General features: G+C 68.6%; 16 protein-coding genes. 10 read left to right on the top strand and 6 right to left on the bottom strand.

Annotated features, from left to right (window positions below):
• Positions 1 to 243 precede the first annotated feature (243 nt).
• From H4O13_00515 to H4O13_00490, 6 genes are all read left to right on the top strand, one after another.
• Positions 244 to 1,242: a LacI family DNA-binding transcriptional regulator gene (locus H4O13_00515; protein ID MBE5313867.1), complete on the top strand. Its 999-nt coding sequence runs from the start codon at positions 244 to 246 to the stop codon at positions 1,240 to 1,242.
• A 213-nt stretch (positions 1,243 to 1,455) separates the two neighbouring features.
• On the top strand, positions 1,456 to 2,040 hold the full coding sequence (locus H4O13_00510) for a GNAT family N-acetyltransferase (GenBank protein MBE5313866.1): 585 nt from the start codon (positions 1,456 to 1,458) through the stop codon (positions 2,038 to 2,040).
• 488 nt (positions 2,041 to 2,528) lie between these two features.
• Complete coding sequence (locus H4O13_00505) at positions 2,529 to 3,398, top strand: hypothetical protein (GenBank protein ID MBE5313865.1); 870 nt, start codon at positions 2,529 to 2,531, stop codon at positions 3,396 to 3,398.
• A 441-nt stretch (positions 3,399 to 3,839) separates the two neighbouring features.
• Positions 3,840 to 4,586, top strand: coding sequence for an electron transfer flavoprotein subunit beta/FixA family protein (locus H4O13_00500; GenBank protein ID MBE5313864.1), 747 nt, complete (start codon positions 3,840 to 3,842; stop codon positions 4,584 to 4,586).
• A gap of 24 nt (positions 4,587 to 4,610) precedes the next feature.
• On the top strand, positions 4,611 to 5,549 hold the full coding sequence (locus H4O13_00495; GenBank protein ID MBE5313863.1) for an electron transfer flavoprotein subunit alpha/FixB family protein: 939 nt from the start codon (positions 4,611 to 4,613) through the stop codon (positions 5,547 to 5,549).
• Positions 5,550 to 6,088: 539 nt separating this feature from the next.
• Positions 6,089 to 6,946, top strand: coding sequence for a hypothetical protein (locus H4O13_00490; GenBank protein ID MBE5313862.1), 858 nt, complete (start codon positions 6,089 to 6,091; stop codon positions 6,944 to 6,946).
• A gap of 210 nt (positions 6,947 to 7,156) precedes the next feature.
• On the opposite strand, the gene H4O13_00485 is transcribed toward H4O13_00490, so the two are convergent.
• On the bottom strand, positions 7,157 to 8,674 hold the full coding sequence (locus tag H4O13_00485; protein ID MBE5313861.1) for an alkaline phosphatase: 1,518 nt from the start codon (positions 8,672 to 8,674) through the stop codon (positions 7,157 to 7,159).
• Between the two features lie 420 nt (positions 8,675 to 9,094).
• Between H4O13_00485 and H4O13_00480 the strand changes: the two genes are divergently transcribed.
• On the top strand, positions 9,095 to 9,769 hold the full coding sequence (locus H4O13_00480) for a hypothetical protein (GenBank protein MBE5313860.1): 675 nt from the start codon (positions 9,095 to 9,097) through the stop codon (positions 9,767 to 9,769).
• A 126-nt stretch (positions 9,770 to 9,895) separates the two neighbouring features.
• On the opposite strand, the gene H4O13_00475 is transcribed toward H4O13_00480, so the two are convergent.
• Entirely contained in the window at positions 9,896 to 11,962 is a 2,067-nt protein-coding gene (locus H4O13_00475; protein ID MBE5313859.1) for a tetratricopeptide repeat protein, read from the bottom strand.
• Between the two features lie 230 nt (positions 11,963 to 12,192).
• On the opposite strand from H4O13_00475, the gene H4O13_00470 reads away from it, so the two are divergent.
• From H4O13_00470 to H4O13_00460, 3 genes are all read left to right on the top strand, one after another.
• The gene (locus H4O13_00470; protein MBE5313858.1) at positions 12,193 to 12,726 is read left to right on the top strand and encodes a GNAT family N-acetyltransferase; all 534 of its coding nucleotides are present in this window, start codon (positions 12,193 to 12,195) and stop codon (positions 12,724 to 12,726) included.
• A gap of 80 nt (positions 12,727 to 12,806) precedes the next feature.
• The gene (locus tag H4O13_00465; protein ID MBE5313857.1) at positions 12,807 to 13,394 is read left to right on the top strand and encodes an NAD(P)H-dependent oxidoreductase; all 588 of its coding nucleotides are present in this window, start codon (positions 12,807 to 12,809) and stop codon (positions 13,392 to 13,394) included.
• Between the two features lie 365 nt (positions 13,395 to 13,759).
• Complete coding sequence (locus tag H4O13_00460) at positions 13,760 to 14,698, top strand: complex I NDUFA9 subunit family protein (GenBank protein MBE5313856.1); 939 nt, start codon at positions 13,760 to 13,762, stop codon at positions 14,696 to 14,698.
• A 235-nt stretch (positions 14,699 to 14,933) separates the two neighbouring features.
• On the opposite strand, the gene H4O13_00455 is transcribed toward H4O13_00460, so the two are convergent.
• The 4 genes from H4O13_00455 to H4O13_00440 form a co-directional block, all read right to left on the bottom strand.
• Positions 14,934 to 16,121 (bottom strand): aspartate/tyrosine/aromatic aminotransferase, encoded by a 1,188-nt coding sequence (locus H4O13_00455; protein ID MBE5313855.1) that lies wholly within the window; start codon positions 16,119 to 16,121, stop codon positions 14,934 to 14,936.
• 324 nt (positions 16,122 to 16,445) lie between these two features.
• On the bottom strand, positions 16,446 to 17,474 hold the full coding sequence (locus H4O13_00450) for an FHA domain-containing protein (GenBank protein ID MBE5313854.1): 1,029 nt from the start codon (positions 17,472 to 17,474) through the stop codon (positions 16,446 to 16,448).
• A 66-nt stretch (positions 17,475 to 17,540) separates the two neighbouring features.
• A complete protein-coding gene (locus H4O13_00445; GenBank protein ID MBE5313853.1) occupies positions 17,541 to 18,842 on the bottom strand; it encodes a hypothetical protein in 1,302 nt (433 codons plus the stop codon).
• The gene (locus tag H4O13_00440; GenBank protein MBE5313852.1) at positions 18,817 to 22,494 is read right to left on the bottom strand and encodes a hypothetical protein; all 3,678 of its coding nucleotides are present in this window, start codon (positions 22,492 to 22,494) and stop codon (positions 18,817 to 18,819) included. Before H4O13_00440 ends, H4O13_00445 begins: the two co-directional genes overlap by 26 nt.
• Positions 22,495 to 22,927 lie beyond the last annotated feature (433 nt).

Raw genomic sequence — 22,927 nt, 5'->3', positions numbered from 1 at the left:
TGCCGACGTGCGCCCGCGAGACCTATGCGGCGCTTCGTAGCTGAGTCCAAGGCCTTGCCATGCGATTCAACCGTCGGCCAATCCCCAATCCCCAATCCCTGCTCTGCAGCATCGCCGGCAGAAGCCGGCGATGCTGCAGAGCACAATGCCATCCCCCGCCCGCGCCGCCACACTCAGCGCCCCCGCGCTGCAGCAGTCCCGGTTGACGTGAAAGGCAAGGTCACCTCGTTCGACATCGCCCACATGGCGGGCGTCAGCCAGCCCACGGTGTCGCGCGCGCTGCGCGACAGCCCGCTGGTCAACACCGAGACGCGCAGGCGCATCAAGGCGATCGCGCAGCAGCTGAACTACAAGGTCGACAAGAACGCCTCGAACCTGCGCACTCAGCACGCCGGCACGCTGGCCCTGCTGCTGTTCGAGGACGCCAACTGCGACGAGTCGCAGATCAACCCCTTCTTCCACGCCATGCTGGCCTCGATTACTCGCGCCTGCGGCGCGCGCGGCTTCGATCTGCTGGTGAGCTTCCAGCAGATGTCGCGCGATTGGCACGCCGACTACGAGGATGCCAAGAAGGCCGACGGCCTGATCCTGCTGGGCTACGGCGACTACGAGGCCTACCGGCAGAAGCTTGATCAGCTGGTCGCCCAGGGCACCCATTTCGTGCGCTGGGGCGCGGTGCAGGCCGATCAGCCCGGCGTCTCCATCGGCAGTGACAACGCCAGCGGCGGCGAGCAGGCCACCCGCCATCTGATCGCCCAGGGTCGGCAGCGCATCGCCTTCCTGGGTGATGCCTCGCCGCATTACCCCGAGTTCGAGGCCCGCCATCGCGGCTACCAGCGCGCGCTCAAGGCCGCGAAGCTGCCCTGCCCCAAGCGTCTGCGCGTGGATGCCCTGTCCAGCGAAGCCGACGGCGTCGCTGCCGCCCACGAACTGCTGCGGCGCGGCGAGCCCTTCGACGCGATCTTCGCCGCCTCGGATCTGATCGCATTGGGCGCCATGCAGGCCCTGATCGAGCGCGGCCTGCGCGTGCCTGAGGACGTTGCCGTCGCCGGCTTCGACGACATCCCGATGGCGCGACTGGCCCAGCCGGCCTTGACGACCGTGCAGCAGGACACGCGCGGCGCTGGCGCAGTGCTGGTGTCCACCCTGATCGATCTGATCCAGGGCCGCCCCGGCCACAGCCGCGAGCTCGATACGCGCCTGGTGGTACGGCGCAGCTGCGGCGGTGCCGGCGCCACCTGAGCTGCGAACGGGCGAAGGCGGGCCCTCCCGTTCGATCGCCGCGGCAGCGCATGGACGCTGCCGCTGGCGATACCGCAGCCGTCGTCGCCGACGCGCGGTTCGTTCTCGGGCGCGTCGGGCGACAGGGACGCGGCACCGGCGCCATCACGCTAGCGACGATTGACCGCGACAGGGCCCCACGGCAGCCTGCGGCGCTCACGCTTGGAGCCCGCCATGGCCACACTGCCGACACTCGAAGGGACACGCATCGTGCTACGGCACCCGCGCGGCACCGACCTCGCCGACCTGTACGCGCTGTTCTCCAGCGCCGAAGTCACCCGCTACTGGAGCCACGGGCCCTGGCATGCGCGCCATCAGGCCGAGAGCTATCTGCGCGACATCCACGCGGGTGCAGCCAGCGGCCAGCTGCTGCAGTGGGCCATCACTCTGAAGGGCGAAGACCGCTTGATCGGCACCGTCACCCTGTTCGCCTTCGCCCGCGAGCACGCCCGCTGCGAGATCGGCTTCGCCCTGCATCCCGGGCACTGGGGTCAGGGCCTTGCGCACGATGCGGTGAGCACGGCGCTGCATCACGCGATCCACGGTCTCCGCATCGAGCGCGTCGAAGCCGATGCGGACCCGAACAACGCCGCCAGCCTGCGCCTGCTGGAAGCGCTGGGCTTCCAGCGCGAAGGCTACGCGCGCGAGCGCTACCGGCTCGGCGGAGGCGCACAGGACAGCGTGTTGCTGGGGCTGCTGGCGAGGGAGCTGGCGTGTCACGTCGAGCAAAGAAGGGCGAGAAGTGAGAGACAGAAGTGAGAAGTGAGAGAGTAGCGAGACGCGTCAGGCCCATGCCCGCCTTGCACCGCCCCTTCGGCGCATGCAGTTCCAATCTCACCCCTCACTCTTCTCCACTCCCTACTCGCGCAGACACCCAAACCCATGGGGCGCTGGCGTGTCACGTCGAGCGAAGAAGGGCGAGAAGTGAGAGACAGGAGTGAGAAGTGAGAGAGTAGCGAGACGCGCCAGGCCCATGCCCGCCTTGCAACGCCCCCCTCGGCGCTTGCAGTTCCAGTCTCACTACTCACTCTTCTCCACTCCCTACCCGCGCGCACACCCAAACCCATGAGGCGCTGGCGTGTCACGTCGAGCAAAGAAGGGCGAGAAGTGAGAGACAGGAGTGAGAAGTGAGAGAGTAGCAAGACGCGTCAGGCCCATGCCCGCCTTGCACCGGCCCTTCGGCGCTTGCAGTTCCAGTCTCACTCCTCACTCTTCTCCCCTCCCTCCTCGCACACACACCCAAGCCCATGACCCGCATCGCACTCGCCTCCACCCTGCCCGCCCTCGAACTCGACGACGATCTGCCGCCGCTGCGCGAAGCGCTCGACCGCGCCGGCATCGGCCACGAGACCCTGGTCTGGGACGATGTCAGCGTGTCTTGGTCACGCTTCGATGCGGTGCTGATCCGCTCGACCTGGGACTACACCCAGCGTCTGCCGGAGTTCCTCGCCTGGTGCGCCAAGGTCAGCGCGCAGACCCGGCTGATCAATCCGCTGGAGATCGTTCGCTGGAACACCGACAAGCGCTATCTCGGTCAGCTGGCCAAGAAGGGCCTGCCGGTGATCGAGAGTTTCTTCGTCGCGCCGTGCGAACGCGCGGACGGCTTCCCGGCCTGGCCGGAGTTCGTGGTCAAGCCGACCGTGGGCGCGGGCTCGCGCGATACCCAGCGCTATGTCGCCGAAGAGCGCGCCCAGGCCGTGCAGCACGCGCAGCGCTTGCTCGATGCCGGTCGTCATGTGCTGGTGCAGCCCTATCTGGCCCAGGTCGACAGTGCAGGTGAAACGGCCCTGCTGTTCTTTGGCGGCAAGTTCTCGCATGCGATCCGCAAGGGCCCCCTGCTGAAGCGCGGCGAAGGCCCGACCCGCGCCCTGTTCGCCGCCGAGCACATCACCGCCCGCGAACCCTCGGCGCAGGAGATGGCCACCGCCCGCCAGGTGCTGGCCGCGCTGCCGGTGCAGGGCCTCGCCTACGCCCGAGTCGACCTGCTGCCCTCGGCCAAGGGCCCGCAGCTGCTGGAGCTCGAACTCACCGAGCCCTCGCTGTTCTTCCACACCTCGGCCGAGGCCGCCGACCGCTTCGTCGCCACGCTGCGGGAGAAACTGCGCGAGCGCGGCTGAGGTCGGCTGATGGGGTTCGAGCCCGCCGCGACGTCGATCGCAGCGCCGACCATAGACACACGAGCGGTCTGCTCTCGACCTGCAACGTGCGAAGCCCAAGAGTGCGTTCACGCCGGCACGCTGCTGCAGCGAGTTGGCGCTCCGGTGGGTTAAGACCCACCCTATGGGAGTCCGGAGCCGTTGGGGAGGGGCAAGACGCATCCCACGAACCGGAATGCATAGGGTGGGTCTCGACCCACCCTGGCCTCACCCCCTGCCTCGCGTTCCGGCTCCGGCAGCACCACGCGCTCGCTACACGCCCGCCGCACGCCCCAACCGCCATAGTCCGGTTCCGCGATTGGTATCGAGTAGGTATTCGAAACCCGCGCGGTTAGAATCGCGGGGTTTCGGCCGGCACTCGCGCGGCCGCCCCCTCCACCCCCGTATAGGAACTGCAGCCCGATGAAGATCCTGGTCGGCTACAAGCGCGTCGTCGATTACAACGTGCGCATCCAGGTGAAGCCCGATGGCACCGGTGTGGTCACCGATGGCGTCAAGCTTTCGCCCAACCCCTTCGACGAGATCGCGCTGGAAGAAGCGCTGCGCCTGCGCGAGAAGGGCGTGGCCACCGAGGTGGTGGTCGCCACGATCGCCCCGGCCGATGCCCAGGCGCATCTGCGCAACGGCCTGGCCATGGGCGCCAACCGAGCCCTGCACGTGGTCAGCGACCAGCCGGTGTCGCCGCTGGAAGCCGCCAAGGTGTTCGTCAAGCTGATCGAGAAGGAGCAGCCCGACATCGTGCTGCTCGGCAAGCAGGCGATCGACGATGACGCCAACCAGACAGGGCAGATGCTGGCCACGCTGTGGGGCCGTCCGCAGGCGACCTTCGCCAGTGCGGTCGAAGTCGCCGACGGTGCCGCCACGGTCACCCGCGAAGTCGACGCCGGCCTTGAGGTGCTGAAGGTGCAGCTGCCGGCGGTGATCACCGTCGACCTGCGCCTGAACGAGCCACGCTTCATCAAGCTGCCCGACATCATGAAGGCGAAAAGCAAGCCGTTGGAGACCCTGCAGATCGCCGACCTCGGCGTGGCGCTGGGCGGCGGGCTGAAGACGCTGAGCTACGCGCCGCCCGCCAAGCGCAGCAAGGGCGTGATGGTGAAGGATGTCGGCGAACTGGTCGCCGCCCTCAAGGCCAAGGGCCTGGCGTAAGCCGGCCGCACGGGAGAGATTCGAATGAGCAAGATCCTGATCGTGGCCGATCATCTGAACGGCCAGTTGAACGGTGCGGTGGCACGCTGCGTCACCGCCGCGCGCGCGATTGCCGGCGCCGAGATCCACATCGCCGTGCTGGCCGCCGAGCCTGCGGCACTGGCCGCGCAGGCCGCCGCCATCGAGGGCGTGGCAAAGGTGCTCACCGTCGCGAACCCCGCCTTCGCGCACCTGATCGCGCAGCAGGCCGCACCGGTGGTTGCCAAGCTGGCCGCCGGCTACAGCCACGTGTTCGGCCCCAGCAGCAGCTTCGGCAAGGACGTGATGCCGGCGATTGCCGCGCTGCTGGATGCGCCGCAGGTCTCCGACCTGATGACGGTCGAAGGCAGCCACCGCTTCACCCGCCCGATCTACGCCGGCAACGCGATCATCACCGTCGAGGCGCCGGCCGATAAGCCTGTCGTCGCCACCGTGCGCGCGGCCTCGTGGCCGGCCACGGGCGCAGGCGGCAGCGCCGCGGTTGAAGCGGTCGGCATCGATGTCGCGCTGCCGAGCCACACGAGCTTCGTCGAGCTGAAACAGGGCAGCAGCGATCGCCCCGACCTGCAGGCCGCCTCGAAGGTGGTTTCCGGCGGCCGCGCGCTGGGCTCGGCCGAGAACTTCGCGATCATCTACAGCCTGGCCGACAAGATCGGCGCGGCGGTGGGCGCCTCGCGCGCGGCGGTCGACGCCGGCTACGTGCCGAACGAACTGCAGGTCGGCCAGACCGGCAAGATCATCGCGCCCGAGCTGTACATCGCCTGCGGCATCTCCGGCGCGATCCAGCACCTCACCGGCATCAAGGACGCCGGCACCATCGTCGCCATCAACAAGGACGCGGAGGCCCCGATCTTCGAGGTTGCCGATTTCGGCCTGGTCGGCGATCTGTTCCAGATCGTGCCGGAGCTGGAGAAAGCGCTGTAGCCCAGGCTGTCGCGCGACTGGGTCACCTGCGAACGGCGGCCTTCTGGGCCGCCGTTTGCGTAGGTTGGCACTGCCCGTGGGAGGGGCACCCACACGCAAGCGTGTCCGCCCTGGCATGCCGCGGCGGTAGCTCCCTGTGCGCGCGTTGCCGCGCGTTCCGAATGACCGCCGCGCCTCGGCCTTCCGGGTGGGCCCAGAGCCTTTCGATCGGCGCGTGCTCCTAAGTTCTCCTTTCGCGCCCGACTGGCGGGTCCAGGGCGAACGCGCGAAGCTCTGCGGCCTTCCCCAGCAGGCGCTTCGGCGCAGCGCTTGAGCTGGTCGGCCGAATCGCGGTGCTGCGAGGCCTCACGGGCTTGGCGTTGGACCACACCGTCTGGCTCGCGCGGGTCGCTTCGAAGCTGCAGCGGCTGCAGCTCTGCGTAACCTGTAGGATCTGACAGGGTGTTTCGGTCGGTACTCGGCGTCACACTGCTCTGCGCGCTTTCCACTTGCCGCTTCTCGGCACGGGCGCACCTTCGATTGATTCAAGGATCCACTTCATGAAACCGATTGCCTTCGCGCTGACTGCCGCCCTCGCCCTGCTCATGTCGCCGACCTCGCCAACGCACGCGGCCGCCTTGAGCGAGAGCGAGGCCCCAGCCGAGGTCGTCGAATCGATCCACCTCGGCGGAGTCATCGAAGTGGACGCGCGGGGAGAGGTGGAGGGCATCACTTTGCGCCAAAGCCGACTCACCCCCAGCGCGGAAAAGAGCATCGTCGACGCCATGCGCGCATGGAGATTCGAGCCGTTCATGGTCGATGGCGAGGCCAGACGGATCCGCACATCGGTCTACGTGCGTTTGGACCAACTGAAGTCCAGCGAGGGCTTCCAGCTGGTGTTTGGCGATGTGGAGTTCGGGCAGCCACTGGCGAACGCGCAGACGCCGCCGCGGTACCCAAGCAACTCGCTGCGTGATGGCGTTGCCGCCGAGGTGCTGATCCGTCTGACCTTGGACGACACCGGCACGGTTGCCAAGGCGGAACCGGTCATGGCGCGCGTACTCAACCAGCGGGTGCGCGACGAGGATCGTCACCGTCGACTCATCGCGCCCTTCGTCGAGTCTTCGCTGACGGCGGTGCAATCCTGGACATATGAGTTCGTGGAGCCCCGTGAGGACGGACGGAAACACGAACTGCTGGTCCCGGTTGTCTATACGGTTCAGGGCCCTGGGGTGCAGACGGTCGAAGGCAACCGTGCCAAGGCGGAGCCGGTCCTGTTCGAGCTGTCCAGCCCCCTGGGACGTCCGATTGAGGCGCTGGCGCGCGAAACCCAGGGACGGACAGGAGGGCTTTCGATCGACCCCGCCCCCTCGCCCCTGAAGCTGCTTTCCGTCAGCGCGGACGCGCAGGCCATGTGAGCCTCTCTGAGCCGCGCCAGCGCACCGGCGCTGCGCACTCAGGACTTAAGAACAACTTGAGCAAGGCGTTAGGCGAATCGTCGGCCGCACACTGAAGCTGGCAGCCAAGGGCCCGACCTTCGTCACAGCGCTCACCTCTGCTGCGGCCAGCACGCGTCGGCCCAGGCTCGACGCAGGCTGGCGCGCCCTCGGGCCGACCGCAGGTCCGACTCAGCGCGGTCCCGCCGCCGAAGCGTTCGCGCGCAGCAGCGGCTGCGCCTGCAGCAGCAGGTGGAAGATCACGTTCTGCTCCATCACGCCGCGCACTGCGCTGGCACCGGGGCCGATCGCATACACGCCCACGTCTTCGCCACCGTGGGTCTCGCTCTTCAGGGCCCACAGGCTGGGCTGCAGGAAGTCGGGATCGGTGGTGTCGACGTTCTCCAGATCGGGTCGCGCGTCGCGGGCCTCGAAACGCGCAGGCTCGTGCGGCTGGCGCTTGACGCCTTCCGGCTGCCGGTCGCTGGCTGCGGCATAGCCGGGGCCGTTGATATAGCCCAGGGTCGTGAACACGCGGCCCGTCATGTCGCGCTGCAACTCGACATCCTCGGTACCGGTGCGGTCGGTGACTTTGCCGAGGATCGGATTGCCTCGATGGCTGTAGCCGGCAAAGCTCAGCACGTGGCTGTGGTCGGCGGTGACCAGGATCAGCGTGTCCTCGATCGAGGTCGCGGCGCGAGCGGCGGCCACGGCGTCCGACAGCGCGATGGTGTCGGTCAGCGCGCGGTAGGCGTTGTTGGCGTGATGGGCGTGATCGATGCGACCGGCTTCCACCACCAGCAGGAAGCCCTGCTCGCTGCGCTGCAGACGGGTGATCGCCGCTGACACCATCTCGGCCAGGCTGGGCTCTCCGGCCGCATCGGCGGGGCGATCGTGCTCGTACTGCATGTGGCCCGGCTGGAACAGCGCGAAGACCTTGTCGGCCGCGCCGAAATCGATCGCTTCGAAGCCCGCACGATTCCACGCGTAGCGCCCTTCGGGATGGCGCGCCTGCCATTCGGCCAACAGGTCGCGACCGTCCTCGCGCAGCCCACGGCTATCGGGGTACTCGGGGTCACTCGCCGTCGCCGGCAGGAACATCTGGCGACCGCCGCCCATCACCACTTCGATGCCGTCGCCGTGGTCGAACTCGACCAGCTGGCGCGCGATGTCCGCGCAGGCGGCGCGGTCTGCGGCCGGCACCAGGGCATCGGCTTCCCAATCGCGGTGCGGCGTGTGCGCATAGGTCGCCGCCGGCGTGGCGTGGGTGATGCGGGTGGTCGTGACCACGCCCGTGGCCAGGCCCGCGGCTTCCGCCAGCTGCAGCAGGCTGGGCAACTTCGCGCCCGGCGCCGAGCCGCAGTCACCCAGGCGCGCGCGACCGTCGAGACCAATGACGCCGGCACGGGTCTTCACGCCGCTCATCATCGCGCTCATGGTGCCGGCCGAGTCCGGCGTCTGCAGGTCGGTGTTGTAGGTCTTGCTGTAGCCGGTGTGCGGAAACGCCTCGAAGCTCAGCTGGTTCTCCTCGCCGGTGGCGCCGCGACGTTGGCCGTCGAGGATGCGCGCCGCCGCCACCGTCGTCGGGCCCATGCCGTCGCCGACAAACAGAATCAGATTGCGCGCCGACGCCTGCCCGGCGCCGCGCGCCGCGGCGGCCGCCGCGCCCGACGCGAACCACGCCTGCGGCGACTCGTCGTGCGCTGCCACACGGAGCTCGGGGTCGGCAGACGTGGGTACCGGGCCGACGGCCGCCGAGTGCCGCGCCGGGCTGTGTGCGCAGCTTGCAGCGCCTGCACAGACCAGCGCCCCGAACAGCGCGCAGCGGAGAGGGGTGAGACGCGAGCGGGCGCGGTCGATCATGTCAGCACAGCCGAGCGGGAAAGGCCGCGCAGTGTAGTCCGGCGCGATGACCGCGAGGCTGCGACCCGCGCCGACCGCCTGCGTCCCGGGGAGCGCGAGTCCGCCGGGCGAGGACAGATTCAAACACGCAAAACTTCTTCAAGATTGCAGCCATGTTCGCCAAGCGTGCGGCTAAATGTTCCCTAATGATCCCAAGAAACGGTCGACAACCGGGGCGCAATGACGCTTAGTGGAGGCCCCAACCACCGCAAGCCCTCGAGGTGTCCCATGCGCGTCTTCGTCTTCGGCCTGATCACCGCCGGCAGCTTCATGATGCTCTCCGCCGACACGCGCGGCATCGACCTGCCGTCCGCCGAATGGTGCAGCACTGGCACCCTGGTGCCAGTGGCGGAGTTCCACTTCTACCCGGACGCATTCAAGGGGCTGGAGCAGGCGACGCCCGCGCCTCGCGGTCCGCTGTTCAAGATGGTGGGCGAGTTCGACGATGACTACCCGACCGATCCGCGCGAAGAGGAAGAAGAGGAGGAAGACGAGGTGCGCACCCGCTCGATCCTGCCTCCTGAAGCGCTGCCGAAGATGGTCGGCGAGTTCGACGATGACTACCCGACCGATCCGCGCGAGGAAGAGGAAGAGGAAGAAGGCGAGAATCGCGTTCGCTCTGCCCTGCCCGAGAACACCCTGCCGAAGATGGTCGGCGAGTTCGACGACGACTATCCGACCGATCCACGCGAAGAAGAGGAGGAGGAGGTCGAGCAAGCAAGGACGGCGCTAGCGATGGCGAGCGCGCACTGCGAGCAGTTCACGCTGGCCAAGCGCTCCGACAGTGACCGCGGCGAGGTCATTGCGGTCGCCGAGTGGCCGCTGTCCCTGGTCGACGCCAAGGACGCGGGCCGCTACAGCCTGAAGCAGGGCGCGGCCGGCCTCTGCCTGCGCTGCGAGTGAACCCGGCTGCAGCGCTGGCCGCTTCCAACCGGCGCTTCACCGCCCAGCCCCCGGCCCGAATGACCGGGGGCTGTTCGCATCGAAGTCTGACAAAGCGCGCGGTCAGGCTGACGCAAGCGCACGGATTCAAGGGCGCTTGCGCGTCCAGTTCAGCACCGACTCGATCAGCGCTTCCATCTGCTGGCGCTGATCCGGCGAGAGCTCAAGCTCTGCCAGCACGAAGTAGGCCGTGCGCAGCACCTCACGCCAGCGCGGCTTCTCGGGCAGGGTGTCGAGGCTCAAGTACCGATCCATCGCACGCACGCGCAGCCGCCCCTCATCAATGGTGATCCGCCAGACGCCGCTGCGCTCGGCGAGGTCGATCCGGGTCTTGCGGGTCAAGCGCTCCCACAGGTCCAGGCTGAGCTGCATGAGCGTGACCAGCAGCGCACGAAAGCGCTGCTGCGGCTCGCTGGCGGTCATCGAGGCATCGTCTTCCGCTTCCACCGCCAGCGCGGCGAGCCCGCTCACCGGGCTCTCCGCTTCCGCCGGGCGCGGGCGCAGCAGCAGCACTCCGAGCTCCTCTTCGAGCGACAGCCGCTGAAGGCTGAAGCTGAGGCCAGCGGGCAAGCCGTCGTCGACGCTGTCCTCGGCCAGTTCGATCTGCGATTCATCCACCAGCGAAGCCTGCTCAACGCGCGACTGCGCGGCCGCCGCCGCTGACTCGCCGATCACGCTCGCCAGCGCACTGCCGCGTACGCCGTCCACGCGCGCGCCCAACAGATCGGCGGCCGCACGCGTCACCGCGCGGATCTGTCCGCTGGCGTCGAACACCAGGGCTGGGCTGCCCTCACGATCCAGCAGCCACTCCATCGAGCGCAGATCCGCGCGCAGCGCATCCGCGGCGCGGCGCGCTTCAGCAATACGCTGCTCCAGCCGCTGGCGCTCCTCGCGCGCCTGCAGCCGCTGCAGATAGAGCCGTCGCTGGAAGAACAGCACCAAACCCGCCACCACCAGCAAAGCGCCGGCGCCAAGCACCAGGGTCTGAGCCCGACGGCGCGCGATCTCCGACGTCTGCAGGGCGTTCTCACGCTGCAGGCGATCGCGCTCGGCCTCTGCCAGGGTCAGATCGAGCCGCACGCGCAGCGCGTCGAGACGCTGGCTGTGACGCGCCTCATCCAGGCCGCGCTGAAGTCGCAGATGCTCGCGAAGATGCTGCAGCGCCTCGCCCGGTCGACCCATGCGCTCGGCGAGTTCGGCCAGCAGGGCTTCGGCCTCGGGCGCCAGCGTCGGCTCGACATCCGCATCGACGCGCAGCACCCGCTTCAGCTCCCCATAGGCTTCGACCGCCTGCGCAGGCGTGGCGGCCAAACGCGCCTCGATGATCTCGGCCGCGAGCAGTTCGGAGCGCCCCAGCTGTGCGGCGGCCTCACGCGCGCGGGTCAGCCAAGCGGGCGCCAGAGCTGGCGAATGCTCGGCCTCGATGCGCGCTCGCCGCAAGGCCAAGCGCATGCGCTGTCGCGATGCGTTGGCCGCTTCGTACAGCGACCACGCCTCGTCGAAGCTCGCGCGGGCCTGCTCGATCTGGCCGCTGCGCGCCTCCAGCAGCGCCAGCTCTTCAAGCGCACCGCCGATCAGCTGCGGCGAGCCGGAGGCGCGATGCAGGGAGAGCGCGCGCTCAAGCATGTCGATGGCGCGTCGGGTGTCGCCGAGTTCGCCGTACAAGCCACCGATGTTTGCAAGAGTGCTGGCGATGTCACGGTCGCCCTGCTCCTGCTTCGCCGCCAGGCTGGCCTGCAAATGACCCAGGGCCGCGCCGTAGTCGCCCATCTGCCAGTAGGCAACGCCGACATCGTTCTCGCTGATCGCGATCGCCCCCGTGTCGCGCAGCGAACGGGCGATGGCCAAGGCTTCGAGGAAACTGCCCAGCGCCGAGGCAGGCTCGCCGCGCGCATAGGCCAGCTGGCCGCGACGCCGGGCGATGCGCTGCGAGGCCAGCGGATCCTCGACTTGCCCCAGCAGCAGGGCGGCACGATCGAGCGCGACCTGCGCACGCTCCACTTCACCGCCCTGGGTGGCCAGCAGAGCGGCGTGCATCAGCGCTTCAAACGCGCTGTCAAAGTCGTTCTGCGCGCGCAATGACTCCGCAGCGCTCTCGCACAGCTGCAGCGCCTCGCGCGGTCGCTCCTGGCGCGACTCGCGGCATTGCTGCAATGCCGCAGCGAGCGGCGCATCGGCCGGCTGCGCGGATACTGCGCATGCGCAGACCAGGCCCGCCACCAGCCAGCCGATGCAACGCCCCTTCGTCGCCTCGCCTTGCCACCCAGATCGCACTACCCTTCCCCCATTGCACCGACCCATCGGACGCCGAACTTTGGCATATCGCTCCCACCCTGCGGGCTGCCGATGGTCACCCGCATTATCAATTTTTGCGAGCACGCCCCATGCCCGAACTGCTGACCCCGCGCCTGCAGCTGCGCCCACCGCTCGGCCAGGACTTCGATGGTTGGGCCCAGCTGATGGCGGATCCAGAGAGCGCGCGCTTCATCGGCGGGGTGCAGCCTCGCGCTGCCGCATGGCGCGGCTTTCTCACGATGGTGGGCAGCTGGCAGATCCAGGGCTTCGGCATGTTCTCGGTGATCGAACGCAGCACCGGACAGTGGCTTGGACGGATCGGGCCGTGGCAGCCCGAGGGCTGGCCCGGCACCGAAGTCGGCTGGGGCCTGCTGCGCGAAGCGCAGGGGCAGGGCTACGCGCAGGAAGCCGCAGTCGCCAGCATCGACTGGGCCTTCGACACCTTGGGCTGGGTCGAGGTCATCCACGCCATTGATCCGAACAACCTGCCCTCGCAGCGACTGGCCGAACGGCTCGGCTCTGAGCTGCGCGGGCCGGGGCGCCTGCCGCCGCCGTTCGAGCCGCTGCCGATCGAGATCTGGGGCCAGACGCGAGCGCGCTGGCGTGAACTCCGCGGCGCTTGATCGCCCGCAAGCGCCGACGTCGCAGCCTTCGCCATCAGGCTGTGTCACCCTCACGGCACCCGCTTGCAGGAGTTCAGCGCATGGCCACGCGAGTTCTGGTGCTGCAGGGTCACCCCGACCCCGATCCCACCCGCTTCGGCCGCGCGCTGACGGCGAGCTATGCCGAGGCAGCGCAGGCCGCTGGCCACGACGTTCGACGCTTCGATCTCGGCGGCATCGATGTGCCGCTGCTGCGCACCGCAGCCGAATGGGAGCAAGGGCACGTGCCTGAAACACTGCGCCCGCTGCAGGAAGACCTGCTGTGGTGCCAGCACCTCTTGCTCTGCTATCCGATGTGGCTGGGCGACCTGCCCGCGCACACCAAGGCGGCACTGGAGCACGTGCTTCGGCCCGGCATCACCGCGCCGGGCGGCGACCGCGGCCCGGGCGAGTTGAAGCCGCTGCAGGGGCGCAGCGCCCATGTGGTGGTGACGATGGGCATGCCAGGCTTCGTCTACCGCTGGTTCTATCGATCCCACAGCCTCAAGAGTCTTGAGCGCAACGTGCTGCGCTTCGTCGGTTTTGGGCCCGTGCGGCATACGCTGATCGGCCTGGTCGCCAGCCCTTCAGCAAAAGCGCATGCGCGCTGGCTTGAGCGCATGCGCCACGCCGGCAGCAAAGCGCGCTAGGAGCCCGTCGGACTTTGGATGGCCGGGCTGCACATCCGTCTGCGCAGTCCATGTTTCCGCCGATTCTTGAACCATAGCGCTGCAATGGGCCTGCAAACCGCCGAAACCCTGTCCTCACGCCGCCGAACTTTCGCCTCGACCACCAAAGCCCGACAGGCTCCCAGGCGACTCGGTCGCTGCTTTTTCGAGGGCCAAGCGACTCGGTCGCTTTCCTTGCAAAGACTGAGCGACTCGGTCGCTGCTTCTGCGAAGGCCAAGCGACTCGGTCGCTGCTTTCTCAACCCGTTCCCGCCCCCGCCCGCGCAGCGCTTGCTACCCTTCGCACCCCAACGGCGCGCCCGACGCGCCTCCTCGGACTGCATTCCATGAAAATTGTCATCCTCGGCGGCACCGGCTTTGTCGGCAGCCACCTCGTCGCACGCCTTTCCACGCTCGGCCACTCGGTCGATGTGCTCAGCCGCAATGCCGACGCCAAACCGCAGCTGGCCGTGCTGCCGCGCGTGCGGGTGCGCGCGGCGAACCCCTATGACAGCGCTTCGCTGAGCGCCGCCCTGCAGGGCGCCGACGCGGTCATCAATCTGGTCGGCATCCTCAATGAAGCCGGCTTTGGCGGCGCCGGCTTCAAGCGCGCCCACGTCGAGCTGACCCGCTGCGTGATCGACGCCTGCAAGGCCGCCGGCGTGCGTCGCCTGCTGCAGATGAGCGCGCTCAACGCCGGGCGCGGTGAGAGCCACTACCTGAAGACGCGCGGCGAGGCGGAAGCACTGGTCAAGGCCTCGGGCCTCGACTGGACGATCTACCAGCCCTCGGTGATCTTCGGCCCGGGCGACGGATTGTTCAGCCGCTTCAAGTTCCTGCTGTCGTTCTCGCCGGTGCTGCCGCTGGCCCGCGCCGGCGCCAAGTTCGCGCCGGTCTACGTCGGTGATGTGGTGGCGGCGATGGTGCAGACGCTCGACGACTCCAGCGCCCACCAGCAGAGCTACGAGCTGTACGGGCCCGAGGTGATGACGCTCGCGGAGATCGTGCGCTACACCGCGCGCGGCATGCACCTCAAGCGGCTCGTGATCCCGCTGCCCGACGTGCTCGGACGTCTGCAGGCGCTGGCCATGGATTTCGTGCCCGGCAAGCCCTTTTCCACCGACAACTTCCTCTCGCTGAAAACCGATTCCGTGGGCGGCATCGACGGCCTGTACCGCCTCAAGATCGAGAAAACGCCGGTTGCCGCGGTGATTCCGCAGATCTTGTTCCCGCTGGGCAAGCAGTCGCGACTGGATCGCTATCGCGGAGCGTCGGGGCGGCCTTGAGGGCCGGGATTGGGGAGCGAAGAGGCGCGCTTGCGGACCATGGGTCCGCGCGCCGATGAGCGCCCGAGCGCTGCGCGCGAGGGCACGGGATTCGGGATTCGTCCAAAGGCTGGCTGCGCGGTGCGAGTGTCGAGCCCGCCTCTCCGCTCACTGCCGCCTGAGCCCGGAGAGCGGGTTGCGCGGAGGCTTAAGCCTCGGCGGCTGCAAATCCCCAATCCCCAATCCCGGCTCTCGATCAAATCACCGCCTTGAGCGCCGCGGCAAAGTACGCGAGGTTCGCGGCCGACAGCCCGGCGATGTTCATGCGGCTGCTGCCAACCATATAGATCGCGTGCTCGGTCTTCAGGCGCTCGACCTGTTCGGGTGTGATGCCGAGGAAGCTGAACATGCCGCGCTGGCGTTCGATGAAGCCGAAGTCGCGTTCGACGCCCGCCTCGCGCAGGGCCTGCACCATCGCGCTGCGGTAGTGGTTGATGCGGCCGCGCATGTCGGCCAGCTCCTGCAGCCACTGCGCGCGCAGCTCGGCGTCTTCGAGGATCTCGCGCACCAGGATCGCGCCGTGCGCCGGCGGCATCGAATAGACATTGCGGATCGCCGACAGCAGCTGCGAGAAGGTCGCCTGGGTCTGCGCGGCGCTGTGGCCGATCACGCTGACCGCGCCGATGCGCTCGCGGTAGAGGCCGAAGTTCTTCGAGCAGGAGGTGGCCAGCAGCAGCTCGGGCAGGCGCTGCGCCAAGAGGCGCGGACCGTAGGCATCGCTGTCAAGATCCGTGCTGAAGCCCTGGTAGGCCATGTCGACAAAACACAGAAAGCCCTGCTTCTCGGCCAGCTCGGCCACCGCTTGCCAGTGCTGCGCTTCGAGGTCAACGCCGCTGGGGTTGTGGCAGCAGGCGTGTAGCAGCACGACGTCGCCCGCTGGCACCGCAGACAGCGCTGCCAGAATGGCCTCGCCGCGCAGCGACTGCGTGGCGGCGTCGTAGTAGGGGTATTCGCGCACCTTCAAACCCGCGGCCTTGAACACCGACGGGTGATTGCCCCAGGTCGGGTCGCTGACCCACACGGTGGCTTCGGGACGCGCGCGCTTGATCAGCTCGGCGGCAACACGCAGAGCGCCGGTGCCGCCCGGCGTGTGCGCGGTGGCCACGCGGCCTTCGGCCAGCGCCGGCGCATCGCCCAGGGCGAGCTTCTCCAGCGCGGCGTTGAAGCCCGGATCACCGGCCATGCCGATGTAGGTCTTGCTGTCCTCGCGCTCGAGGCGCCGCGCTTCCGCGCGCTTCACGCAGGCCAGCACGGGCGTGTGGCCCGCCTCGTCCTTGTACACGCCCACGCCCAGATCGATCTTGTGCGGCCGCGGATCGGCGCGGAACGCGGCCATCAGGCCCAGGATGGGATCGGCGGGTGCGGGCTGCAGCTCGAAGAACATCGCGAAGGCTCCGGGGAAGTCGAGCCGGGAAGAATAGGCGCTCACCGTCGCCGCGACCAATGCGGGAGGCGCATATCGACGCGCACCGCACACCTTGGCGTATGTGCGGCATCGGCGACGGCCATCGAAGGCCGCAGGCCGCGCCAGATGGAGGCGAGGCGGTTGCGCTGTCGGGCCTCGCTTGCCGTACGGCCCGGTCGCAGGTTGGGCCAAGCGCAGCGCAGCCCAACGGCGCGGACCCCGGCGCGTGTCGATCCTTGAGGCGTGCGGCGTTGGGCCTCGCTGCCCTCGGCGTCAACCTGACCCAGCCCCAGCGTCGCCGCCTCAGCCGCGCCCGAACAGGCGCCGCAGCGCCGCACGCAGGCGCGCCCAGAGGCCGGCTCCGGCCACGCCTGAGGCGGCGCGCGGCACGGCGCCGCCTTCGCCCGCGTCGAAGGCGAGCTCGACGTTGCCGAGACGGATCTTGTCGGCGGTCTTGAGGTAGGCGCTCAGCACCTTGCGGCCGTTGACGAAGCTGCCGTTGACGGACATCAGGTTGACCACTTTCCAGCGCCCCTCCTCGCAGACGATCTGCGCATGTCGCCCGGACACGCTCTCATCGGGGATGCGAATGTCAGCCCCGGCATCGCGGCCCAGCTCCCACTTGCTGCGGCCCTGCCCGGTATCGAGATCGAAAACCTGGCCGGCGATGGCCTGGTTCAAGCCGATCAAGCGCGGCAGTCGTCGCGCGCTGTGCTGACGTGCGGCCTCGATCAGGCCTTCGGTATCGCCCGACTTCTGGCTGATCTGGCGCAGCAGGATGGGCAAGGCCTGCGTACGCGATGCGGGCTCCAGATGATCCGCATCGGCCCAGCTCAGCGGCAGGCCTTCGATCGCAGCCGGCGCTGCCGCAGAACGCGGTCGCGCCGGCTCGGGCGCAGGCAGCGGTTCGGCAGCGGCGGCGGGCCGTGCCTGAGCAGGCGCGCTGTCCAGCGTGGGCTCCTGTGCGCCAATCGGCGGCAGCACGCGCGCGCCGAGCACCGTGCGATCGCGGTCGGCCGCGGCTGCGACCACGGCTGACGCAGCCAGCACCTGATAGGCCACATCGTCAAAGCAGACGATGTCGGACGGCTTGAGCCGCGTCGCCGAGACGACACGCTCGCCGTTGACCGTGGTGCCATTGGTGGAGCCGAGATCCTCCACCCAAGGGCTGCCATCGACGACATTGATGCGCGCGTGCCGACGCGACACCACGCCAAGCTGGATCACCAGATCACAGTCGTCACCGCGGCCGACGACCATGCCGTGGCGGATCGGCGTCTCGCTGCCGTCCGCCTCCGCCCTCAGCTTGTAGCCGCTGTTCTCAGCGCCCATGCGACCTGTCCTGAACTGCCCGCAGTGCGCGCATTCTCGGCCGCGGCCTGCACCTGCGCCAGCCCTTCAGGGCGCACCGGGCAGCCGCTGCGCCGCGGTGGAGAAGCGATCCGGCCGGAATCGGTGCTCGTCTTCCAGGCTGGCGAACAGCTGGTTCAACTGCGGCTTCAAGCGCTCGCCTTCGCCCAGTTCGATGCACAGGGTCTCGATCGCGAAGTAGGCCTGCTCGGCGGCGGCGAAGTCGCGGTAGGCGCCGGCGCCGGCGCGCTTGAGCAGGGCCGTGCGCAGGCTGCGCAGGTCTTCCGGCTTGAAGCTGCGGCCCTGCAGGGCGGTCAGCACGCCGTCCATGCGGCGGTCCATGCTCGCGGCCGTCGTGCGCAGATCGGCCAAGCTGCGCGCGCTCGCGCGGTGCAGGGCGTTGAGCTCGCCGCGCAGCGCCGTCGCCTGCGCGGGATCGAAGACTTCGAGGGCGGCGATCAGCAGCAGGGCACTGCTGTCATTGACCCGCACCGCCCCCTGCCCCAAACCGGCGTGCACGGCGGTCTGCGCATTGCGGCGGTCGTCCATCGGGTGATGGCAGGCGTGGCAGTCGAACACCGCCAACTCGGGAAACAGGCCGCCGCGGTGCACGCGCTCGCTGCGCAGCAGGGCGGTCTGCGCCTTCACCGCGTATGCCAGACCCTCGATCCACAGACGGATCGCCGGCTGCGGGCTCTTGCGGCGCTCGTAGTCCTCGTCGAAATCGAAGTGCGCGGGCTGGTTGGCGGTGAATGCGACCAGCTCGAAGGACAGGCGCGGATGCCCCGCCGCCATCATGTCGTGGCCGGCGAACTTCGCGCTGTTGCCGTAGTGGCAGGACAGACACAGCTCGGCGCGCTGGCCGACATCGGACAGCGGATACAGGCCCTTGTCGAGATTGTCGGCGTGGGTAGCCCCGGCCTCGGCATGCGAAGCCAGCCAAGCCTCGGAGCCACCGTGGCAGGCCTCGCAGCCGACGCCATCGCTCAACTGGAACTTCTCGCCGCGTTGCGCCTCGGGCACGTTGTCGGCGTGGCAGTCGAGGCAGACCTGGGCCTCGTGCGCCTCGCCGATACCCAGCCGCCGCGCGATCGCCTTCGACGCGTCGCTCAACAGCGTCTGGTAGGCGCGGGCGTGGCGATCCTCGCGCGACCATATCCGGTATTCGTCGAGCCGCACGTTGGCGTTCGACTCGGGCGAGACGCGACCGTGGCAGGCGCTGGATGCGCAGCTCGCAGGGCCCATGTGCTGGTGACTGACCTGCTGCTCGGGCGGCTGCGCCTGCGCCACCGAAGCGAAGGCGAGCAGGGCCAGCGCGGCGGCCTTACTCAGGCAGCTGATCGTGGACATACCAGGGCTCCCCGTTTTTGTTGAGGTACAGACGCTGCATCTCTTCGAGATTCAGCGGACGCGAACCCAGCCGCCCGAACACCGCGACCTGGCCGCCGGTTTCATCGACGCCGCGATCGCGCTCCAGCGCGCGCGACAGACTCAGCGCCGGCCGCCGGGTTGGATAGCGTGCGATCAGCTCGGGTTTCGGCGCGGGGCTGAATCCGTAGAAGTTGGGCTGGCTGGCCGGCGAGGTCAGCTGCAGCACCTTCAGGCCCTCGCCGCCGTCGGCGACGTAGGCGAACAGCGAGGCATTGGTGGTGGCGACCACGACGTCGCGCGCATCTGCGATGCCCTCGGCCGCGCCCAGGCGCTGGTACTCGCGCAGGGTCTCGGGTCGGCGGATATCCACCAGCACCAGACCCTCGCTGCCGGCGGCGACATAGGCGTAGTCGCGCACCACGAACACCCGATGGGCATCGGCCAGCGCGATCGTGTTGTTGGCGATCACCCGCGGTGCGGCCGGGTGGGTGATGTCGACCGACTTGAGACCCTCGTCGTCGAGCACGAACAGGTAGCGGAACTGCACGGCCGCCGCCCGCGCGCCGACGAGTGAGATCAAGGCCTCCACCTTGGGCGCCAGCGGCGAATCGAGGTTGACCACGACGACGCCGCGCGGCGTGCTGATGTAGGCGCGGTAGCCGGCCATCTCGATGTGCCGCGCGCCGGTGAGCGCACCGTCCGGGTTCCAGGTCAGCGCGCGCTCGATGCGGTTGTTGCGCGGCTCGGCGTCGGCGAAGGTGTTGATGTCGACCAGGATCAGGCCCTCGACCGCATCGGTCACCAGGGCGTAGCTGTAGATCGGGTGGAAGGGCTGTTCCTGGTTGTCCACCCGCATCTGCTCGCCTTCATTGCGCGCCGGATGCACGGGCTGGGTGGTGACCAGACTGAGGCAGGTGGCATTGGCCGAGTCCAGCCGCGAGCTCTGACCCAGCGGCGAAAAGGGCGCGCTGACGATGCGCTGGCTGTAGCCCTTGTTGGCGATGTTGGCGACGTCATAGACACGCAGACCTTCGTCGCCTGCGGCGGCGAACAGATACTCGCCGCGCAGCTGCAGGCAGCCGACCTCGCCCGAGCGGTGCCGATGCAGGGTGGTCAGCTCGCGTCCGCGCTCCTCGTGCGCCTTGAACCAGTCCGGATAGGCGTAGCGGTGCAGGTAGCTGCCGATCACCGCCTGCGGTTCATCCCATTCGGTGACCTGTACCGCGGCCACTTCGCCCGCGCCGCCGACCCAGGCATTGAAGCCGACGAAATCGATGAACTTGGTGCCGAGCATCAGCGTCTGCGCGAGGATCGCGTTGTTGTCGCGCTCGGCCGACAGATGGCAGTCGCTGCAGACGCGGGTCTCGGTCTTGCGCTCGGTGTGCGGGTAGTGCGGATTCATCGCCTGCGAGCTGTAGCCGCTTGCCGCGATCGGCGGCTGCTGCACGTAGATCCGCTCGCGGTTGGCATTGGTCGAGGACAGCACCAGCGCCGAGGAGCTGCGCACCGGCGCGATCTTGCCGCCCTTGGCCGGGCTGTGCCGGCCCAGCATGAAGACCTCGTCGCGCGCGACCTGCGGGTTGTAGGTCGCGTAGTTGCGCGTTGCCCCGCCCTCGTAGTGGTGGCGCTCGGTCTTCCAGTTGGCCTCGACCGGCAGATGGCAGCCGCCGCAGGTCGTCGTCCAGCTGGTGTGGCAGGCGTAGCACTCCATCTTCTCGGAGCTGTGCGCATAGTCGGCCGGCGCGACCTCGGGCCCGAAGGCCTGGGTCGCGGTGTCGGTCGACATCGTCTTGGCGCGCGCGGCTTTCGCGTTGTAGTGGGCATTGCCCGGGGTGACGCTGTCGCGCACCAGGCTCATCTCCCATTCGAGGTTCGGGTCCAGCATCGAGCGCTGGAAGAGTCTGTCGCCAACCCACTCGAAGCGGCGTCGGCCATCGGGCGTGCGCAGCAGGCGCAGGTCCTGGCCGCCGTTCAAGGCCGCCGGGTTCGAGGTGTAGAGGCTGGGATAGCTGTCGGCATCGCCGTGGCAGTCCTTGCAGCCGACTTCGACCGCCATCGCCACCTCGCCAACGATGTGTCCGTTGCCGTGGCCATCGCTGTTGAGGTGGCAGTCCACGCAGTGCATGCCAACGTCGACGTGGATGGACGACAGATGCACGGCCTTCTTGAACTTCTCGGGGTCGTCGTTCGCGACCTGCTGGCCTTCGGCGTCCAGCAGATTGCCCTCGCGATCGCGCTTGAACACGCCGCGGAAGTTCCAGCCGTGGCCGTGGTAGTCGGCGAACTGGGTGTCGCTGAGCTGCGGGTTCAGATCCCAGACCTTGGCGAGGAAGTCGATGTCGGCCCAGTTGCCGCGCGGCGCCGCGCCCTCGGGGTTGCGCTCCAGCACCTCGCGCATGCGTTTGGCATCCGGGTACTGCTGCTGCGCCGGCCACATGTGCGGAGCGTCGGACTCGTAGTCCCACATGGTGTAGCCGAGGAAGGTGTTCATGAACATGTTCGGCTGGTGCATATGGCAGACCATGCACTGGCTGCTGGGGATCGCGCGGGTGAAGCCGTGGGTGATCGCGTGCCCCGAGCGGTCCTTCGGAATGGTCGGGTCGGCGCTCGCGCTCATGCCGGCATGGCCGTGCGCGGCATAGGGCCCCGAGTGGCGCGGGTCGCGGTCGTTGGCATAGACCACATGGCAGGACGCGCAGCCCGAGTGGCGGTAGTCGCCGGGCTGGTCGTTGGTGCCGGCGAACCACATCATCGGGTCGTTGAGCCGCGTCTTGTGCATGTTCAGCACGGGAACGGAAATGCGCGCACCGGTGCCAGGGCCACGGTTGCTCTGGCGGATATCGGGGCGGCCGGGCTCTTCCAGGCGCTGGATGTTGCCGGCGATGTTGGGCACGCCGGTTTCGGGGAACAGGCTGAGGATGTTGCGGCCGCCGCGCTCGAAGACGCGGAAGTTGTCGCCCGGCTTGATCGTCTCGAAGGCCGGCAGCGGCAGGAGCTCGGCGAGGATGCCGCGCGACTTCATCTCCGGCGTTGGTGGGATCGGCGCCAGCAGCTTCCCGGGCTGGCCATCGGCTGTGTAGCTCTCGCCGAGGATCGACTGCTTGAAGGGCAGGATGCCGTTGTTGTAGGCCGCCGCCGACCAGAACATCGCGCCGGTCGCCATCAGACTGCGCCGTGTGGCATCGATCACCGACTGATGGCAGGCGCCACAGGCGAACTCGTTGACGCGGTAGTCCGACGGGTTGATGAAGCGGATGAACTCCGGCCGCTCTTCGTTGAGCAGGGTGTAAGTGCGCTCGGGCGTGGCGCTGCTCGGCCAGGCCTCGGGAAAGCGCGGCAGCACGTGGGCCTGCTGCATCCACTGTGTGTAGTCGTCGCTGCCGGCCGTCGTACCTTCGGGGACGCGCACGCTCGCGTCTCCGCCGTGGCAGTCGACGCAGCCCAGCTGGACGGCCGGGTTGGCATGCATGGTCGGCATGTCGGTCTTGGTGTGGCAGTCGAGGCAACCTTCCGACTTGGCATGCGCCTGCGCCGCGGTTTGCCCCGCAGGCGCGGGTGCGGTCATCGGGTCGCTGCGCTCGACCGCTTCGTAGTTACCGCCAGCGGCGAGGCACAGGCTTGAGGCGAGCATCAGCACCGCCGAAAGCAAAACGCGCCCATAGGGTGGGTCTTGACCCACCGAACCTCGACGTTCGCCCCGCCCATCGCAGGCACCCTCCTGCGCTTGGGCGGGGACCGAGGCCAGAGCGGAGCTCCGGTGGGTCAAGACCCACCCTATGCACGCGCGGAGGGCGCGGCTGCGGTGGGTCGAGACCCACCCTATGCACGCGCGAAGGGCGCGGCTGCGGTGGGTCAAGACCCACCCTGTGGGCACCGCGAAAGCATAGGGTGGGTCTTGACCCACCGTTGCGCTACGTCGGTGATCGCGGCAAGCCGTCGACACGACGAAGGTCGCTGCGGGAAAAGCGGGTGCGGCGCGGCTGATCACTGCCATAGCCAACGCAGGACCATAGGGTGGGTCTTGACCCACCGAACCTCGACGCTCGCCCCGCCCATCGCAGGCA

The organism is Lysobacterales bacterium, assembly GCA_014946745.1.
In the GTDB taxonomy this organism is placed as follows: domain Bacteria; phylum Pseudomonadota; class Gammaproteobacteria; order Xanthomonadales; family Xanthomonadaceae; genus Aquimonas.
The sequence above is the reverse complement of the archived record's forward strand: the minus strand, read 5'-3'. Positions and strand labels throughout refer to the sequence as shown.